Here is an 18,061-nt window from a genome sequence, read left to right as displayed (position 1 = left end):
TATGGCCTTGCCCCTCACAACCAACCCCTGACATTCGTGGTCTTTTGTTTTGTTGGAGCGACGCTAGGCCGCTTTGTTAAAGATTCAGGAATCGCGGCCGCTCCGCACGGACCTATTCCGCCGGCTTGGTTATCGAAAGGTTTTAGGATAAGAAGGGTTTAATCCCCGAACGTAACAGGAACTTCCGTCGCTTGGCGCCGAAAAGCGTGGCAGTATCGACGGGTGATTCGCGGCACGGATTCTATGGTAGGCATGGACGACAACAACGATCTTTTCGGCAATCTGGAAAAGCAGCCCCAACTGGCTCGGACACCTTCGCGCCCGGCCGACCCGCTGGTGCAGGCCACGAAGCGTCCTGCCGCGACCAAGGACGGCAGCGAGGGCTATAGCGCCGCCGACATCGAGGTGCTGGAGGGGCTGGAGCCGGTGCGGCGCCGTCCCGGCATGTATATTGGCGGCACCGACGACAAGGCGATGCACCATCTGTTTGCCGAGGTCATCGATAATTCGATGGACGAGGCGGTCGCCGGCCATGCCACCTTCATCGATGTCGAGCTGTCGGCCGACGGATTTCTGACCGTCACCGACAATGGCCGCGGCATTCCGGTCGATCCGCATCCGAAATTCAAGAAACCGGCGCTCGAAGTCATCATGACGACGCTGCATTCGGGCGGCAAGTTCGATAGCAAGGTCTATGAGACCTCCGGCGGTCTGCACGGTGTCGGCGTCTCGGTCGTCAATGCGCTGTCGGACCATCTCGAAGTCGAGGTCGCGCGCGGTCGCCAGCTTTACCGCCAAAGGTTCTCGCGCGGCGTTCCGGTGAGCGGGCTGGAGCAGCTCGGCGAAGTGCACAACCGGCGCGGCACCAAAATCCGCTTCCATCCCGACGAGCAGATTTTCGGCAAGGGCGCCGCCTTCGAGCCGGCGCGGCTCTATCGCATGACCCGCTCGAAAGCCTATCTGTTCGGCGGCGTCGAGATCCGCTGGAGCTGCGACCCATCGCTGATCAAGGAAAAGGACCAGACGCCGGCCAAGGCGGAGTTCCATTTCCCCGGCGGCTTGAAGGACTATCTCAAGGCATCGCTCGGCGATGATTTCCAGGTGACCCGCGAAATCTTCGCCGGCAAGAGCGAGAAGCAGGGCGGCCACGGTTCGCTGGAATGGGCGGTGACCTGGTTCGGCGGTGACGGCTTCGTCAACTCCTACTGCAACACCATCCCGACCGGCGAAGGCGGCACGCATGAGGCCGGCTTTCGCAATGTGCTGACGCGCGGGCTTCGGGCCTATGCCGACCTGGTCGGCAACAAGCGCGCCTCGATCGTCACCTCCGAAGACGTGATGATCTCGGCGGCAGGCATGCTGTCGGTGTTTATTCGCGAGCCGGAATTCGTCGGCCAGACCAAGGACAGGCTGGCAACGATCGAAGCCATTCGCATTGTCGAGACCGCCATCCGCGATCCCTTCGACCACTGGCTGGCCGACAATCCGCAGGAAGCCTCCAAGCTGCTGGAATGGGTGATTGCGCGCGCCGACGAGCGGGTGCGCCGGCGCCAGGAAAAGGAAGTGTCGCGCAAGAGCGCGGTGCGCAAGCTGCGCCTTCCCGGCAAGCTCGCCGACTGCACGCAGAATGCCGCCGCGGGCGCCGAACTGTTCATCGTCGAAGGCGACTCGGCCGGCGGCTCGGCCAAGCAGGCGCGCGACCGCGCCAGCCAGGCGGTGCTGCCGCTGCGCGGAAAAATCCTCAACGTCGCCAGCGCCGGCAACGACAAGCTAGCCGCCAACCAGCAGATTTCGGACCTGATTCAGGCGCTCGGTTGCGGCACGCGCTCGAAATACCGCGATGAGGATTTGCGCTACGACCGCGTGATCATCATGACCGACGCCGACGTCGACGGCGCTCACATAGCCTCGCTGCTGATCACCTTCTTCTACCAGGAAATGCCGAACCTGGTGAATGGCGGCCATCTCTATCTGGCGGTGCCGCCGCTCTATTCGATCCGGCAAGGCGGCAAGGTTGCCTATGCCAGGGACGATGCGCACAAGGACGAGCTGTTGCGCACCGAATTCACCGGCCGCGCCAAGGTCGAGATCGGCCGTTTCAAGGGCTTGGGCGAAATGATGGCCGCGCAGCTCAAGGAAACCACCATGGACCCGAGGAAGCGCACGCTGCTCCGGGTCGATGTCATCGACGCCGTGGCGGCGACCAAGGATGCTGTCGACGCGCTGATGGGCACCAAGCCGGAAGCCCGCTTCCGCTTCATCCAGGAACGCGCCGAATTCGCCGCGACGGAAGTGCTGGATATCTGAGCGCCGGCCGACTCTTCGTTTTGACGCAGTTCCGGGCGGAAAACCGTTTCAAACTTTTCCTGGAATTGCTCTAGCCTGCACTTCCGATACGGAGACCAGCTTGTGATCCGGGCGCGGCTGAAGAGCTACTTCGAAACCAGTTTGGCGGGCCTGACGCAGCCGACGCGCTCGGATTGGATTTTCGCCCTGCGCACGGTTTCGGCCGGTCTGATCGCGCTTCTCGCTGCTTACGCGTTGAAACTCGACCACCCGCAATGGGCGATGATGACGGTCTTCATCGTCGCCCAGCCGGTCGCCGGCATGGTGCTGGCGAAAGGTTTTTACCGGCTGCTCGGCACGCTGGCCGGTGGACTTGCGGCGATCGGCATCACCTCGGTTTTCGGCACCAATCCCTGGCTGCTGGTCACGGCGCTATCCGTCTGGATTGGGCTGTGCACGCTGGTTTCGTCGCTGCTGCGCAATCCGGAAGCCTATGGCGCCGCACTTGCCGGCTATACCGCGATGATCATTGGGCTGCCGGCTTTCGGCCAGCCGCACGTGGTCGTCGATCTCGCTGTCGCGCGCTGCGCCGAGATCGTGCTCGGCATCGTCTGCGCCGGCCTGACCAGCCGGCTGATCCTGCCCAAGCTGGCCGCTGACGCCATCATCTCCAGGCTGAAGCGCAGCATCCTCGACCTTGCAACCTATGCAGGCGGCGCTTTTTCCGGTGGCGACCCGGCGACGCTGGCCGGCCTGCACCGCAAGCTGATCACCGACGCCCAGATGCTGGCCGAGATGCGCGCCTATGCCCGGCTCGAAGCACCGAGCTTCGCCACCCGCGCCCATCCGGTCCGCCTAACCATCGGTCAGCTTCTCTCGGCGCTGTCGGCGGCGCGCGCGCTGCATTCGCATGCCGCGCCGAAAAACGCAGCGCTCATTCCGGTACGCTCCGAACTGCAGTCGTTGGTCAGCGAGCTGGCAGCGACGCCCGAGGCGCTGGACGACACGTCGCCCTGGGTGACGCGGCTCGACGCGATTGCCGGCAAGGCCCGGCAAATGCCCGACGCCTCGACCGATCAGGGCGACGACAGGGTCGGCACCATAACCCGCCTCACCATCGCCGCCGATTTCGCCGAAGCCTTCAAGCAGGTGCTGCGCGGCCTCGACGCCCTGCGCGCACCGGTGACGGGCCCCAGCCGGAGCAACAGGCAGCCGCCTGCGCTGGTGGTGCACCGCGATTATCCCGGGGCTTCGCGCAATGCCATACGCGCCGCCCTTGCCACGCTGGCGGTCGCCGCCTTCTGGCTGACGACGAAATGGTCCGATGCGGCCGGCACCGTTATCCTCGTTGCGGTCGTCTCCAGTCTTTTCGCCGCGCGGCCTGACCCGGTGCGGGTGTCCTGGGGCTTCTTCAAGGGTACGCTGCTGGCTTTGCCCTTTGCCTTCCTTGTTGGCCAGGTCGCGCTGCCTGCTTTGCCCGGCTTCGGCTGGTTCACGCTGTTTGTCGTGCCGATCCTGGTACCGACGGCGCTGGGCATGGCCAATCCGCGCACCGTCGGCGTGGCGACGGCCTTTGCAATCAATTTCCTCGCCTTCCTCAGCCCGCATCAGGCGATGACCTATGCCCCAGGCCCGTTCTTCGCCGGCTCGGCGTCGGTGCTGGTCGGCATCCTGCTGGCGATCGGCGTCTTCATCGTGGTGCTGCCGGTGGATCCATGGCGCGCGGCCAACCGCATCGTGCGGGCCATGCGCGAGGATCTGGCGCGGCTGTGCCTGCATGAGCGGGTGCCGCGGCGTTCGGCCTTCGAGAGCCTGGCCTATGACCGCATCAACCAGCTGATGCCGCTCTTGCAAAATGCCGGCAGGAAAGGCGATGCGATTCTGGGCGGCGGGGTCGCCGCCGTTACCGTCGGCCTTGAAATCCTGCGTCTGCGCGCCGCGCAGCAGAGCCCGTCCACTCCTACCGACACCGCGCTCTCGATCGCCAATTTCCTGCGCGGCCTCGCGCGTGAACTGCTCTTTCGCGCAACCGGCGATCCACAGACAGCAACTGTCACTGTGGCCCGGCAATATGCAGCCAGCCTTTCAGAGCGCAGCGGCGGTGCGGATATGCTGCAGATCGCAGCCTCGCTGCGCATCATCGCCGCCGCGATCGAGGATTTCCCGGATTTCTTCACCAGGGGCCGTGGCTAGGGCGTCAGGCCGCGGCTATCGCCAGCGCATGCCCGCGCGCGTTTTCCCGCAGCGCGTCGAGATGGATCGACTTGACCAGGCCGGCGAGATCGCCCTCAGTGGATTGACCTCCGAGTTCCTTCAGCATCAGCCAGCTGACTTCCTGCACGCCGGCGAGGCGCTTGCCGTTGGCGACTTCGCGCCAGATCTTGAGCGCGCGCAGGATGATGGCATGGGTGGAAGCGGCAAGGCCGGCGCTGCGGAACAGCGCCTGCAACGCAAGGTCCTGGCCGCCGGCGAGCAAGGCCCGCACCCGCTGCTCCGACTGCTGGCTGAGCGCGACCAGGGCCGAGCCGAAAAAGTCGACCTTGCCGTGGGCAATGGTGCGGATGATGAAACTTGCGGTCAGGTCGCCGCGCAGGCGCAGATGTTCGATGAGTGCCGCATGTTCCTCCGCGCGCGTGCCTTCGACCAGCCGCACCGAAGCCTTGACGCAAGCATCGCGCGTGACGCGCTCGGCTCTGGCCGCCCCCATCAGCGCCATCACCAGCGGCGAAGCCTTCAGCGTTTCGCCGAGCTTGACCAGTAGCATGTGCCGGCAGTCGGCCGGCAGCCGCACATCCGTGACCATTGCCTCGCGCAAATGAGCGATATGGCCATGCCGCTCGGCGATGCGGCGGAAGGAGAGCGAGGCTATGTCGGCGCCGTCATTGGCGAGCAGCGCCGCACACGCTTCCGGTTCGCCGATCTCGGCGATCGCCGCGGCAACCGCCATCGAAACGACCGGCCGGTCGGCGATCAGTTTTTGCGTCGCCTTGTGCCCGGCCGCGACGCGGTCGATCAGGTCGGCGTCCGTCAGCAGCGGGGAGCGCGCCAGCACCAGGGCTGCCACTTCCGGCTGATCGGAGGCAAGCGCACTGATGATCTGCAGCGGCGCGTGATGGCTCATCGACAGCGCTTCGGCCATAGCCAGCCGCACCTTCGACGAGGCGTCGTCGAGCAGCAGCGTCAGCGCCGCTTCGGCCGCGCAACGGTCTTTGAAAGGCAGGTCGGAATTGACGTAGGCGCGGGCCAGCGCGCTTGCCGCCGCGGCGCGCTCCGAAACTCTCGCGGTGTAGATCCATTTGAGAAAATGCGAGACAACCATACTGCCTGCTACGCCCCTTGCCGGAAAGCTTCCGGCCCCAGGAATGACCCTAGGCAGAAATGGTTTACGAACGGTTCACCATGTTTATTAACTGGCTTGCGGGTGGCATGGGCAGCGCCTATCAACCGTCAGGCAGCGGAGGAGAAAAACGATGCCCGGGCTTTATCTCGAAGAGTTCGTCGTCGGACATGTCTTTCGGCACACGCTGCGCAAGACCGTCACCGAAAGCGATAACATGCTGTTCTCGGTGATGACGCTGAACCCGCAGCCGCTGCACATCGACTTCGACTTCGCCGCCAAGAGCGAATGGGGCAGACCGCTGGTCAATTCGCTGTTCACGCTCGGCCTGATGATCGGCATTTCCGTCAATGACATCACCGTCGGCACCACAATTGCCAATCTCGGCATGAGGGAGACAGTGTTTCCGCACCCGGTCTTCCATGGCGACACCATCCGTGTCGAAACGACTGTGATCTCGGTCAGGGAATCGAAATCCAAGCCGGACCGCGGCATCGTCGAGTTCGAGCATCGCGCCTACAATCAGAACGATGTGCTCGTCGCCAAATGCACGCGCCAGGCGATGATGATGAAAAAGGCGGCCTGATGCGCTCGCTGCTGTTTGTGCCCGGCGATTCCGAAAAGAAGCTGGACAAAGGCTTTGGCGCCGGCGCCGACGTGGTCATCGTCGACCTTGAGGATTCCGTGGCGCCACAAAACAAGGCGTCGGCACGCGACATCGCGGCACGCTTTATCGGCGGCAACCGGCAGCAGACAAGCTCCGCCATCTATATCCGCGTCAACGATCTCTCGACCGGGTTGACCGACGACGATCTGGCCGCCCTGGTTCCGGTCAAACCCGACGGCATCATGCTGCCGAAGTCGAACAGCGGCCAGGATGTCCAGCAGCTATCCGTAAAGCTCCGCGTACATGAGGCCGAAAACGGATTGCCGGATGGCGCGATCAAGATCCTGCCGATCATTACCGAGACCGCTGCTGGGTTGCTGGCCGCCGCGACCTATGCCGGGGCAAGCGCCCGGCTTGCCGGATTCACCTGGGGTGCCGAAGATCTGTCCGCGGCGATCGGTGCGCGGGCTGCGCGCGACGACAACGGTCGATACACCGATGTCTTCCGCCTTGCCCGCACCATGACCATCCTCGCCGCCGGCGCAGCCGAAGTCGCGGCGATCGACACGGTCTTCCCTGCCTTTCGCGACATGGCCGCCTTCGAAGCCGAATGCACGGAGGCCGAGCGTGACGGCTTTACCGGCAAGATGGCAATCCATCCGGCGCAAGTGCCGGTCATCAACGCCGCCTTCACGCCATCGGCGGAGGCAGTGCAACGCTCGCAGGCCATCGTCGCGGCCTTCGAGGCGGCCGGAAATCCCGGCGTGGTCGGCATTGACGGCAAGATGTATGACCGGCCGCATCTCAGGCTCGCCGAACGGCTTCTGGCTCGCGCCAAGGCAGCCGGGGTTTAGTCCCGCGCCAGCACGATGACCCGGTCCTCCGGCAGGTAGGCCAGCGCTTGCGACTTCAACGGGTTGACGGTGACGCCGCCCAGAGCCCGCTCATCATTCTGCGCAGCGCGAACGCGCCTATGCCCGATGGCGATCTCGCCGCGCAGACGCGCCGATTCCGCGATCGTCCAGAACGTCACCGGATGGTCGATGGCGACATAGTCGCCGACCGGACGCATGTAGATTTCGGAGCCCTCCTCGTCGAGCAGATCATCGAAGATCGCGGCGAGATGCTGGTTCTCCGATGCCTGCGCCAGCATCAGGCTGACCAGCCGGTTGCTGACGACGAAATCATCGGCCTTAGTCACCGCCGCCAGCTCGCGGTTGCGCACGTCGATCATCTCGCTGACGATCGAGATGTGCGTGCCGGCATCGTCTGCGATTTTGCGCAGATGCAGCAGCGTCACCAGCGTGCGCGTATCGGCGGGCTGCGCTGCCATGGTCTCGCTGTAGCCAAGGACGAGCACGTGGTCGTAGGAAGGCACGTCCAGGCTTGCCAGTGCTGTGCTGCTCGACGTGTCGGTGATGCGGCAGGAAACCGACAGATTGTCGCCGACGACCGGCAGGCCGGCAACTTCCTGCTCGAGGCCTGGCGTATCGGCGGCGATGGTCAGGATCGAACCCGGCGCGACGTAGCGCGACAGTTCATAGGTGATGATCGGACCGCGCCGGTTCCAGCCAAGGATCAGCGTGCGCTCCGGCTTCGCCTCGACAAGCTGATGGCGAAGGATTGCCGCGGTATCGATCTTGGCCCCCGCGCCTCCCAGCTTGATAGCGGCATCGTCCTCGGCAATGATGATGGCGCGCATGTCCTTGCCGATCACCAGATCCGACGGCGGGTTGAGATTGACGCGCCCGGTTTGGTCGCAGAGCCCGATCAGCGTGCAATGCTCATACGCCATCACCGCCTCACCGAAGGTCTTGCCGGTGAGATCAGGCTGCTCGGTCGTGTAGATTTCGCAGCCGTCGAAATCGAGCAGTTCCGAATAGACGCCGCTGAGACCCGACTGCCGGCTCGAATGCACGACGATGCGCGAGATCAGCTGGTCGGCCAGCACAAGCTGCACCTCGGCCCCGCCAACGACGCGGGCGACCTCGGCGTTCTTGCCGTCGCGGATCTCGGCGGCGATGTTGTAGGCCGCCGTGCGCCGGTTCGGGTCGTTGGCCAGCGCGAGCACTGTCTTGATGACCTGCGAATCCGGGTCGTCGCCCTCCGGCGACAGCACGATGATCGAGCGCGAGCTCTGCGGGTTGACGATGGCTAGGTCGTAGAGGTCGGTCGGGTCGCCGCTGCGGCAGATGATGCGCGTATTGCCCAGTTTGTCGACCTTGGCCGCGATCTCGTCCTCCATCGCCACCTTGTCCATATTGGCCATGACGACAATGCGCGGATGGCGGCGGCTGGCATTGGCAATGACGAGTTCGGAGATGACGTCGAAGATCGACGGCGACCAGTTGAGGATGATGGTGTGGTCGCTCTCAAGCACCCGAGAACGACCCTTGCGCAATTCATCGAGCTTGCTGTCGACGCCGGCGCTGAGCACGCCGATGAGGGCCGACACGACGAAGATGCCGGCAAGCGTGACAAACAACATGACGAGACGGAAGGCCCAGCCGGTGTCGCCGCCCATCGTGCCCGAATCGAGCGTGCGCATCAGCGATTCCCAGAACGCTTCGAAGAAGTTCAGCGGTTCGCCGCCCTCCGGCGCGATGCGGGTCACCGCAAGGAAAGCCGCGGCGGCGATGATGATCAGCAGGGAAGCGACGGCGAGCCAGCCGATCAGCGCGATAGGGCCGGCGGCCATGCTCTTGTCAAACCCGTAGCGCAGCCGGGTTCCCAGCGAGTCTCGTTTCTTCATGTCGCCGGCGTCCCCCAATATCCCTATGGTCGATGCGCCAACCCCAACGCTCGCCGAAGCCGCTGTCTTAGCCTGTGTTTAAATAAAGGGGAATCGCTTTCGGGTGTCAGCCGTTCCACGGCCCCTCATAATCGGCATAGAGCTTTGCCGGATCGGGTCGCGGCCGTTCCGGCGCCGGGCCCTGGTAGGAGCCGATATGGATAAAGCCGACGACGCGCTCCTGCGGCGCCAACCCCAGGATCGCCCTGCCCTCGGCCACATCGGAATACCAGTTGCTGATCATGTTGGTGCCATAGCCCAGCGCATTGGCTGCAATCATCAGGTTCAGCGCCGCCATGCCGCCGGACAGGAACATTTCCCATTGCGGGATTTTTGGATTGTCCTTCGGAACCGACACCACGCCGATCACCAGCGGCGCGCGGGAAAACCGCGCAAGCTCCTGGTTGCGGCGGTTTTCCGGCAGCGGCCCTTCGCGCTGTTCGGCGAGCGCCGCCAGCTTCCTGCCGATCTCGAATCGCGCCTCGCCGCGATAAAGGATGAAGCGCCACGGCTCCAGTCGGCCGTGATCGGGCACACGGCTTGCAGCCGCGATCATGGTCGCGATATCGCCATCGCTGGGCGCCGGTTCCTTCAATTCAGGAATCGGTGCGGAGTTTCGGGTCAGCAGGAAGTCGATGATCGGCGNCATCGCTGGGCGCCGGTTCCTTCAATTCAGGAATCGGTGCGGAGTTTCGGGTCAGCAGGAAGTCGATGATCGGCGACGCCATGGGGGCCAGGTCTCCTAAAGCACTCGATTTTGAGCTGAAGCGCGCCATTGCGGATCGGGGCGGCTCGGGCATTGGCGCGGGCGCGCCGGACGAAAGAACCTGTTGCCAAGGCGGTCGGACTCTTAAGCCTTGAAATTGCCACCGCCTTGGGCTTCAACGCAAGGCATGTTTGAGGGGAGATCGCGCCTTTTCCTGATTTGGCTCGCCGTAGCGCTGTTTGCGCCGGCCTCGATGGCCATGGCGCAGAATGCCGACGGCATCGGCAATCTGAAACTCCCCGATATTTCGAGCTATGCACCGCCCAAGGGCGAGACGCCGCTGGCACTCGGTGGCGGCGGTGCCATAACGCTGTCGGCGCAGTTGACCGACAAGGGCGCCGACATCACGCGCGGCATCGTCTGGCGCGTCTTCAAGCCCGAGGCCGCCGGCGACGGCAAGCTGCCGATGGTGGCTTCCGCGCATGGCGGCAGCGCCGTGTTCCAGCTCGAACCCGGCAGCTATCTGGTCCACGCCTCATACGGACGCGCCGGCGCCACCAAGCGCATCACCGTCGGCAAGGACGCCAGGCGCGAAAGCCTGGTGCTCGATGCCGGCGGCCTCAAGCTCGACGCGGTGCTGTCGGGCGGCGTGCGTATTCCGCCGAAAAAACTGCGCTTCTCCATTTATGAGGGCACCGCCGAGGCCAATGGCGACCGCGCTTTGATCATTCCCGATGTCGAGCCGAACAGCGTCGTCCGGCTCAACGCCGGTGTCTACCATGTCGTCTCCACCTATGGCGCGGTCAATGCCGTCATTCGCTCCGACATCCGCGTCGAGGCCGGCAAGCTGACCGAAGCCACCGTCGAGCATCGCGCGGCGGAGGAGACCATGAAGCTGGTGCGCGAGACCGGCGGCGAGGCCATCGCTGATACATCCTGGTCGCTGCTCAACGAATCCGGCGATCCGATCAAGGAGGCCGTCGGCGCCTTCGCCTCGATGGTCTTGGCCGAGGGCCAATACACCATCATCGCCAAGAACCGCGACCGCATCTACCAGAAGGATTTCACCGTCGTTGCCGGACAGAACCAGGAGATCGAGGTCCTGGCCACCGAAGCCTCGGCCATCGATCCCGAGGAAGGCGCCGACTGACCGGCGCGCCCATTGGCCTCGGTTTGGCTCTCAGTTGAAGTGGTAGTTCAGGGCTACGTCAGGCGGCCTTGCGCAGGCGGCGCTGCAGGAAGTGGACGCGGCTGCGCGGTGCGTCGGGCGCCAGATCGAAGACGCCGCGATGAAGGCGATCAAGCAAGGTCTTGCGGTCGCGCAGCGGCTCCAGCTCATCCCAGCGCAGTACGTTGCCGACGCGAACGTCGATCGCTTTGCCGGACAGCCGCGCGAATTCGCGGATGAGCATTGAAAGGCGCAACGTCAGCGACGCCTTGCCGACGAATTTCGCCAGCCTTCCTTCGCGCTCCCCCATGTTCATCGGGCCGCTGACCAGATGGAACAGCCGGCCGTTCTGCCCGGAAAAATGCATCGGCACCACCGACGCCTTGGCGTCCTGCACGAGGCGCGCCGGAAACATCTTCCACGGCAGGTCGCGCGCCCGGCCAAAGCCTCTCGGCGCGGTGGCGACGCCGCCGGCCGGAAATACCACTATGGTGACGCCCTCTTTCAACAGCCGCACTGCCTCGTGGCGCACCGCCATGTTGTTCTTCACCGCGTCCTTGGTCTCGGAAAAGTCGATCGGCAGCGAGTACGGTTCCATTTCGCGGACCTTCAGCAGATCCTTGTGGATCATGACGCGGAACGGACGCCCGAGCTGCTCGACCAGCGACAGCACTGCAATGCCGTCGCCAATGCCGAACGGGTGGTTGGCTACGATCACCAGCGGTGTGTCCGGCAGCTTTGCCGGCGGCCACTGATCGGTGCTGCGGACCTTGACGTCGATCAGCTGCAGCATGCGGCTGAACACCCGCTCGCCGGTCGGCGCCACCTGGCGGCGCCAGAAATCATAGAGCGCGGCATACCGGTCGCGCCCCGACAGACCTTCAATGGAATGGATGAACCAGCGCGTCAGCGCCGGCTGGCTCGCATTGGCGTAGGAGAGTTCGGGAAACGGCCTTTCCCGTATCTTCAGCTTGAGCATGGGGGCTCGTTACAAGGTTGGCGTGACAGGCATGTGAAAATGGCGGTGGATCGCTCCACCGCCATTTCTCCGAAATATTGATTGCTCAGGCCGCGCTGCGCCTGCGGTCGGGCGAAACAGCCTCGTCGGAAAGCAGCTTCAGCGCGTCGGCCAGCTTGAGCGATTCCTGATCGCGCGAGCCGAGCCGGCGGATGTTGACCGTCTCCTCTTCCGCCTCGCGCTTGCCGCATACGAGGATCACAGGAACCTTGGCCAGCGAATGCTCACGCACCTTGTAGTTGATCTTCTCGTTGCGCAGATCCGGTTCGGCCAAAAGTCCTGCCGCCTTCAACTGTGCGACGACCTTTCGCGCATAGTCGTCAGCATCCGAGGTGATCGTCGCCACAACCACCTGCAGCGGCGCGAACCACAGCGGGAAATGACCGGAATAATGCTCGATCAGGATGCCGAGAAAGCGTTCCATCGAACCGCAGATGGCGCGATGCACCATCACCGGCTGCTTCTTTTCCGAATCCGAACCGATGTAGAAGGCGCCAAAGCGTTCCGGCAGATTGAAGTCGACCTGCGTGGTGCCGCACTGCCATTCGCGGCCGATGGCGTCCTTCAGCACATATTCGAATTTCGGCCCGTAGAAAGCGCCCTCGCCCGGATTGATCGAGGTCTTGATGCGGTTTCCCGAGCGCGTCCTGATTGTATCCAGCACGTTGCCCATGATCGCCTCGGCATGATCCCAGGCCTCGTCGGTGCCGACGCGCTTATCCGGCCGCGTCGACAGCTTCACGCTGACATCGTCGAAGCCGAAATCGGCGTACGTCGACAGGATTAGATCGTTGATGCGCAGGCATTCCGCGGCCAGCTGCTCCTCGGTGCAGAAGATGTGCGCATCGTCCTGCGTGAAGCCGCGCACGCGCATCAGCCCGTGCAAGGCGCCGGACGGTTCGTAACGATGCACATTGCCGAATTCCGCAAGCTTTACGGGAAGATCGCGATAGGATTTCAACCCATGCTTGAATATCTGCACGTGGCCCGGACAATTCATCGGCTTTAGCGCGAACACGCGGTCGTCGTCGGTGTCGTCGCCGGCCACCGTCACCTTGAACATGGCATCGCGATACCAGCCCCAGTGGCCCGACGTCTCCCACAGGCTCTTGTCGAGAACCTGCGGTGCGTTGACCTCCTGGTAGCCTTGCTCGTCGAGGCGGCGGCGCATGTAGTTGACCAGATTCTGGAACATCTTCCAGCCCTTGGCGTGCCAGAAGACGACGCCCGGCCCCTCTTCCTGGAAATGGAACAGGTCCATCTCGCGGCCGAGCTTGCGGTGGTCGCGCTTCTCGGCCTCTTCCAGCATCGTCTGGTAGGCATCGAGTTCAGCCTGCTCGGCCCATGCCGTGCCGTAGATGCGGGTCAGCATCGGGTTGTTCGAATCGCCGCGCCAATAGGCGCCGGCCACCTTCATCAGCTTGAAGGCGTTGCCGATCTGGCCGGTCGAGGCCATGTGCGGGCCGCGGCAGAGGTCGAACCATTCGCCCTGGGAATAGATCTTGAGATCCTGGTCTTCGGGAATGGTGTCGATCAGCTCGAGCTTGTAGCGCTCGCCCTTCTCGGCAAAGACCTTTTTCGCCTTGTCGCGCGACCAGACTTCCTTGGTGAACGGCTTGTTGCGCGCAATGATCTCGCGCATCTTCTTTTCGATCACCGGGAAATCGTCAGGCGTGAACGGCTCGTTGCGGGCGAAGTCGTAATAGAATCCGTTCTCGATTACCGGCCCGATGGTCACTTGCGTTCCCGGCCACAGTTCCTGCACTGCCTCCGCCAGCACGTGTGCTGCATCATGACGGATGAGCTCCAGCGCGCGCGGATCGGTGCGGGTGATGATCTCGACCTTGCCGGACTTGCCAAGCGGGTCGGAAAGATCGCGAACGGTGCCGTCGATGGCATAGGCGACGGCTTTCTTGGCCAGCGACTTCGAGATCGATTCGGCGAGGCCTGCACCGGTCATCGCCGCGTCATAGTCGCGAACGGAGCCATCGGGAAATGTCAGGGAAACGGAATTCAGCATTTGTATCTCCTATCCAGTCCCGCAAACGAGCGCGGGTGGTCGTGGTGTGAAGCCGGAGGCATCCGGCAGCGGGCGGGTTTTAGAGGCCACGCGGCATCAGGTAAAGAGCCGTCGTTGGCGCAGCTGTCAGGAAATGGCGCGACAGATGTCGCAGGCCAGTCGCACAGGCTTGCGAATTTCCCCGACACGAGGTTGGAATCCCCGGCATGGAAGACGCAAAACCCAGCCGAACCGCCTTGGGCGTCGCGCGCATGCGGGCCCTCCACCAGTTCTCGCAGCAGGCGGCGCTGTTTCGCGACCCATATGCGAGTGCGATACTGGGCGATGCCGCACCGACGGTGCAGGAGCTCGAGCAGGAAGATGAGCGCAGCCGGCGCATGCGCCTGTTCGTGGCAGCGCGCGCTCGCCTCGCCGAGGACTGGCTGGCTGCGGCGGTGCACCGGGGCGTCCAGCAAGTGGTGGTGCTCGGCGCCGGCCTCGACACTTTCTCGCTGCGCAATCCGTACCCTGATGTCGCGGTGTTCGAAGTCGATCACCCGGCGACACAGGCCTGGAAACGGAAATGCATCGCCGATGCTGGTCTTGCCGAACCGCGGGCCACCATGTTCGTGCCGGTCAACTTCGAACGCCAGCGCCCCGCGGATGAACTGGCATCGGCCGGTTTGCGGCAGACCGAGCCCAGTTTCTTCATCTGGCTGGGTGTCGTTCCGTATCTGAGCCAGGACGCAATCTTCAGCACCCTGTCCTGGATTGCCGGCATGCCCGGTTCGGAGGTCGTCTTCGACTACAGCGAGCCGGCCGAGAACCGCGATGCGGCTGGACAGGCTGCCCTCTCTTTCCATGCGGCGCGCGTCGCCGCTGCCGGAGAGCCCTGGATCAGCTTCTTCGTGCCCGCGGCACTGGCGCAATCGCTGCGCGAGCTCGGCTTCGATGAGATCGAAGATCTGGAAAGCAGCGACATCGCCGGCCGCTTCTCCAGGACGCCGCCAAAGGCGGAGACAAGGAATTCCGGCGGCCACATCCTTCGTGCCCGCCGGAGCACTTGAAGCTAAAGCAAGTTCACTTCACCAGTTGCGGCAACTCCCTCAGTAACGCCGCGCGTGTCGCCGGGCCTTTCGGCATGTCGATCGGCTTGGTGTCGACGACCAGCCGGGCGAAGACGATCGGGCGGCCGCCCTTTTCGGCCCAGCCGACGAACCAGCCCAGCGCGCGCTTGTCCTTGCTGTTTCCCAGCCTGGTGCTGCCGGTCTTGCCCCGCACCGTCCAGCCGCCGGCCTGGAAAGTCGGCAGGATGGCTCGGGTCATCTCATGCGCCTTGGCAGAAACCGGCATCTTGCCGGCGAGCAGCTGGCGCAGGAAGGCTGTCTGTTCGACCGGCGATATCTCAAGCGAGGAATTTATCCAGGATTGCGTGAGCCCGTTGTCCTTGTCGGCATCGCCCGAGACATCCATGTTGCCGTAGCCGAATTTCGAGACGTAGCCGGCAAAGCTTTTTGCGCCGAGCCGGCGCACGATCTCGCGCGAATACCATACGATCGAGTCGCGCTCCCAGATCGTCGGGTCGACGGCTTTGTGGTCGCGGCTCACGGCCCTGAATTCAGGCTTGTAGTCCCAGGTCGGCGTATGCGCATCGCTCAGGATACCGCTGTCGTAGCCGATCAGCGCCAGCGGCACCTTGAAGGTCGACGCCGGGCTGACGCGTTGGTCGCAGACGCCGCTTTGATAGAGCGTCTCGCCGCTCGCCGCGTCCTGGATAAGCGTGCAGGCGACATCGCCAAGCGGAGCCGATTGCGCCCGCATCGGAAATCCCAGAAACCAGGCCAGCAGGAAGAGGACCGCGGCAATGATGAAGGGATGGGTTTCGATCCGACGCATGTGGGCTCTCCTGGGAATGAACAGGAGGCGCTTAGCCAAGTGTCTTGGCTCGATTTTGACTCAAATGCGCAGTCTTTGTGCAGCCCGTTGTTAACCTTACCGGATTGTAAAGAAATGCCGCGCTGGCGATCTGGATCAGGGACCAGCGCGCCCGCCGTCAGGCCTCGCCGCGCTTCCTGCCGATCTGCCAATAACGCCATGGCATGAACCAGACATAGCGCTGATCGAGTACCTCCGGCACGCGATCGATGCCATGCGAACCGAAAGGGCCGCAGCGCAGCACGCGGAACAGCCCCATGAAGCCGCCGGCCCACAGACCATGGCGGGCGATCGCCTCATGCGCGTATTCGGAACAGGTCGGCAGATGCCGGCAGGAATTGCCGACAAATCCGGACAGCGTCAGTTGATAGAGGCGCACCAGCGACGTGCCGAAAATGCGGCCGGGTGTTTTGCGCCACGGACCGGGCCAGTTGCGCCCGCGCCGGGTCCGTCCGGCGGCATGCACATGCCGATGCTGGTCGCCCACCGCAGTCTCTTTCCGAACGCGACCCGAAACCGGCTTCCGGGTCAGCTTGCGTTTCCAAACCGATAGATGTGAGCTTCGGCCGGCAAACGCAATCCTCTTCACTCACTCGCCTCTTTGTCGGCTTCAGGGTCGCGAGCGGCGAAAGGGATGCCGCTCCGCTGGAGCCGCCCAGCGGGTGGCCGGCCTTTGCTCGGTGCGCTGCACATGATGCTGCCTGTCGCCACGCCATTGAAACGTCGCGATCCGCATCACATCGCCAAAGATTTCCAGAAACTGGATCATGTCCGTGTCTCCTCTAAGAGCGGATTAGACGCCCGCTGGCCTTCGCCTTCAAACGAGTATAATTTCCGGTTCGGATAACTTCGGGTTATGCGAATTGAAGCGCGGACGGTTGCCCCTGACGGCGTTGCGAAGTTTCGAGGCAGCCGGCCGGCAATTGAGCTTTAGCCGGGCCGCCGAGGAGCTGTTCGTCTCGCAGGCCGCCATCAGTCGGCAGATCCGCGAACTCGAGCAGTTCCTGCGCCAGCCCTTGTTCCACCGCCATCACCGCCGCGTCGAGTTGACCGAGGCCGGCCAGCGCCTGCTCGATCAGTTGGTCAGGAGTTTCGATGACATCGACAGGCTGGTTTCGGACCTGGTGGCTGCCCCGGCGCAGTCGGTGGTCCGCGTCAGTGTCGAGCCGTCGCTGGCCTCGGTATGGCTGTTGCCGCGGCTCAACCGCTTCAGCCAGTTGCGGCCCGATATCGACGTTTCCCTCGAAGTCGACCCAAGGCCGATCGAGTTCCGCAGCGATCAGCCCGAACTCGCCTTGCGCTTCAGCGCGCGCGCCACCTCATGGCCGCGCAGCGAGGCCGAATGGCTAGCCTCGACCGTCGATTCACCGGTCCTGTCGCCCACCTTGCTGGCATCGGGCCCTGCCCTCGAAAAGCCGCTCGACCTTGCCCGCTACACGCTGTTGCACGAGGAGAATCGTCAAGGCTGGGCGCGCTGGTTCGAGGCAGCCGGCGTCGCCGCCGACGCCATTCCGGCGCGCGGCCCTATGCTGGCGGATGTGTCGCTGTCGAAGCAGGCCGCCCTGCTCGGCCACGGCGTGGCACTGGGCGACCTGTTGCAGATCGGCGAGGAGATTGCATCCGGCGCGCTGATCAAGCCGTTCGACATTGATGTCGCATCCGGCGCCTACTGGCTGGTCGCCAAGAGTTTGAAGGACCTGCCGGAACCGGTCAAGGCGTTTGCCGACTGGGTGAGAAGCGAATTTGCCGAAAGCAGACGGGCGCAGACACTGCAGACCTAAGCCGGCGTAATCTTAGCGTCCGGCTTCTATTTCTGCTGCGGGGTGGATGACATGTCTCGGGCGTCGAAATTGACAGTGATCTCGCGCCAAGCCTGGTAGCTGTCGACATAAGCGGCAAGGCCAGTGAAGGGCGCACAACGGGCAATTGCCCGAACTGCGCTTTGATTGAACATCTTGCCCTGTGGCTCTGTCGCGGGGTTGAGTACCTTTGGCGGTCCCGCCAGCGAACCATCCCGGTTCAGGCTGATTTGGACGCGCGTGATCGTGATCACTGATCCGTCGCCGACTGTGATATTCCAGCAGCCAGCCAGCTTGTCAATAAGATAGGTGGCGGCCTTCTGCTGCGAAGCGCTTTCTTCTCCGGCAGCATAGCCACTCGTCACCAGCGAAACCGCAACGCCCAAAGCCACCATCAACCAATGCAAGCACTTCC

General features: G+C 63.7%; 16 protein-coding genes and 1 pseudogene. 7 read left to right on the top strand and 10 right to left on the bottom strand.

Going from position 1 to position 18,061, the window contains the following annotated elements:
- Positions 1–252 precede the first annotated feature (252 nt).
- Together parE and X771_RS150455 are read left to right on the top strand one after the other, a co-directional pair.
- Positions 253–2,307 (top strand): DNA topoisomerase IV subunit B, encoded by a 2,055-nt coding sequence (parE, locus tag X771_RS150450; RefSeq protein WP_023688288.1) that lies wholly within the window; start codon positions 253–255, stop codon positions 2,305–2,307.
- 102 nt (positions 2,308–2,409) lie between these two features.
- Positions 2,410–4,479, top strand: a complete 2,070-nt coding sequence (locus X771_RS150455) for an FUSC family protein (RefSeq protein ID WP_023688287.1) — start codon at positions 2,410–2,412, stop codon at positions 4,477–4,479.
- 4 nt (positions 4,480–4,483) lie between these two features.
- Here X771_RS150455 and X771_RS150460 read toward each other — a convergent pair whose 3' ends face one another.
- Complete coding sequence (locus X771_RS150460; protein ID WP_023688286.1) at positions 4,484–5,605, bottom strand: DUF2336 domain-containing protein; 1,122 nt, start codon at positions 5,603–5,605, stop codon at positions 4,484–4,486.
- 151 nt (positions 5,606–5,756) lie between these two features.
- On the opposite strand from X771_RS150460, the gene X771_RS150465 reads away from it, so the two are divergent.
- Together X771_RS150465 and X771_RS150470 are read left to right on the top strand one after the other, a co-directional pair.
- A complete protein-coding gene (locus X771_RS150465) occupies positions 5,757–6,209 on the top strand; it encodes a MaoC family dehydratase (protein ID WP_023688285.1) in 453 nt (150 codons plus the stop codon).
- A complete protein-coding gene (locus X771_RS150470) occupies positions 6,209–7,084 on the top strand; it encodes a CoA ester lyase (protein ID WP_023688284.1) in 876 nt (291 codons plus the stop codon). The genes X771_RS150465 and X771_RS150470 overlap by 1 nt, the downstream gene beginning before the upstream one ends.
- Here X771_RS150470 and X771_RS150475 read toward each other — a convergent pair.
- The 3 genes and pseudogenes from X771_RS150475 to X771_RS1000000169875 form a co-directional block, all read right to left on the bottom strand.
- Positions 7,081–8,982, bottom strand: coding sequence for a hypothetical protein (locus X771_RS150475; protein ID WP_023688283.1), 1,902 nt, complete (start codon positions 8,980–8,982; stop codon positions 7,081–7,083). The two genes, X771_RS150470 and X771_RS150475, sit on opposite strands and share 4 nt — an antisense overlap.
- A gap of 106 nt (positions 8,983–9,088) precedes the next feature.
- Positions 9,089–9,670 carry a nitroreductase gene (locus X771_RS150480; RefSeq protein WP_031202695.1) on the bottom strand — a complete coding sequence of 194 codons (582 nt, stop codon included), beginning with the start codon at positions 9,668–9,670 and terminating at the stop codon, positions 9,089–9,091.
- Positions 9,669–9,749, bottom strand: a pseudogene (locus X771_RS1000000169875) (nitroreductase); the annotation flags it as partial. The pseudogene X771_RS1000000169875 and the gene X771_RS150480, both read right to left, overlap by 2 nt.
- A gap of 165 nt (positions 9,750–9,914) precedes the next feature.
- Here X771_RS1000000169875 and X771_RS150485 point away from each other — a divergent pair.
- Complete coding sequence (locus X771_RS150485; protein WP_023688281.1) at positions 9,915–10,877, top strand: hypothetical protein; 963 nt, start codon at positions 9,915–9,917, stop codon at positions 10,875–10,877.
- A 58-nt stretch (positions 10,878–10,935) separates the two neighbouring features.
- Here X771_RS150485 and X771_RS150490 read toward each other — a convergent pair whose 3' ends face one another.
- Together X771_RS150490 and thrS are read right to left on the bottom strand one after the other, a co-directional pair.
- On the bottom strand, positions 10,936–11,874 hold the full coding sequence (locus X771_RS150490) for a GNAT family N-acetyltransferase (protein ID WP_023688280.1): 939 nt from the start codon (positions 11,872–11,874) through the stop codon (positions 10,936–10,938).
- 85 nt (positions 11,875–11,959) lie between these two features.
- Positions 11,960–13,933, bottom strand: a complete 1,974-nt coding sequence (thrS, locus tag X771_RS150495) for a threonine--tRNA ligase (protein ID WP_023688279.1) — start codon at positions 13,931–13,933, stop codon at positions 11,960–11,962.
- A 206-nt stretch (positions 13,934–14,139) separates the two neighbouring features.
- Here thrS and X771_RS150500 point away from each other — a divergent pair, with 206 nt between their 5' ends.
- Positions 14,140–14,979, top strand: a complete 840-nt coding sequence (locus tag X771_RS150500; RefSeq protein WP_023688278.1) for an SAM-dependent methyltransferase — start codon at positions 14,140–14,142, stop codon at positions 14,977–14,979.
- A 13-nt stretch (positions 14,980–14,992) separates the two neighbouring features.
- Here the strand turns inward: X771_RS150500 and blaOXA are convergent, their stop codons facing one another.
- From blaOXA to X771_RS1000000168795, 3 genes are all read right to left on the bottom strand, one after another.
- Positions 14,993–15,808 carry a class D beta-lactamase gene (blaOXA, locus tag X771_RS150505; protein WP_023688277.1) on the bottom strand — a complete coding sequence of 272 codons (816 nt, stop codon included), beginning with the start codon at positions 15,806–15,808 and terminating at the stop codon, positions 14,993–14,995.
- Positions 15,809–15,965: 157 nt separating this feature from the next.
- Positions 15,966–16,334, bottom strand: a complete 369-nt coding sequence (gene yidD / locus X771_RS150510) for a membrane protein insertion efficiency factor YidD (protein WP_023667617.1) — start codon at positions 16,332–16,334, stop codon at positions 15,966–15,968.
- 123 nt (positions 16,335–16,457) lie between these two features.
- Complete coding sequence (locus X771_RS1000000168795; protein WP_023667618.1) at positions 16,458–16,616, bottom strand: hypothetical protein; 159 nt, start codon at positions 16,614–16,616, stop codon at positions 16,458–16,460.
- Between the two features lie 94 nt (positions 16,617–16,710).
- Between X771_RS1000000168795 and X771_RS150515 the strand changes: the two genes are divergently transcribed.
- The gene (locus tag X771_RS150515) at positions 16,711–17,628 is read left to right on the top strand and encodes a LysR substrate-binding domain-containing protein (protein ID WP_023688276.1); all 918 of its coding nucleotides are present in this window, start codon (positions 16,711–16,713) and stop codon (positions 17,626–17,628) included.
- A 26-nt stretch (positions 17,629–17,654) separates the two neighbouring features.
- Here X771_RS150515 and X771_RS150520 read toward each other — a convergent pair whose 3' ends face one another.
- Positions 17,655–18,053 carry a cell envelope integrity protein TolA gene (locus X771_RS150520; protein ID WP_156935997.1) on the bottom strand — a complete coding sequence of 133 codons (399 nt, stop codon included), beginning with the start codon at positions 18,051–18,053 and terminating at the stop codon, positions 17,655–17,657.
- Between the last annotated feature and the right edge of the window lie 8 nt (positions 18,054–18,061).

It is taken from the genome of Mesorhizobium sp. LSJC269B00, from assembly GCF_000502815.1.
Taxonomy (GTDB): domain Bacteria; phylum Pseudomonadota; class Alphaproteobacteria; order Rhizobiales; family Rhizobiaceae; genus Mesorhizobium.
Note: the sequence above shows the minus strand (reverse complement) of the source record. Positions and strands in the feature narration are given on the sequence as shown.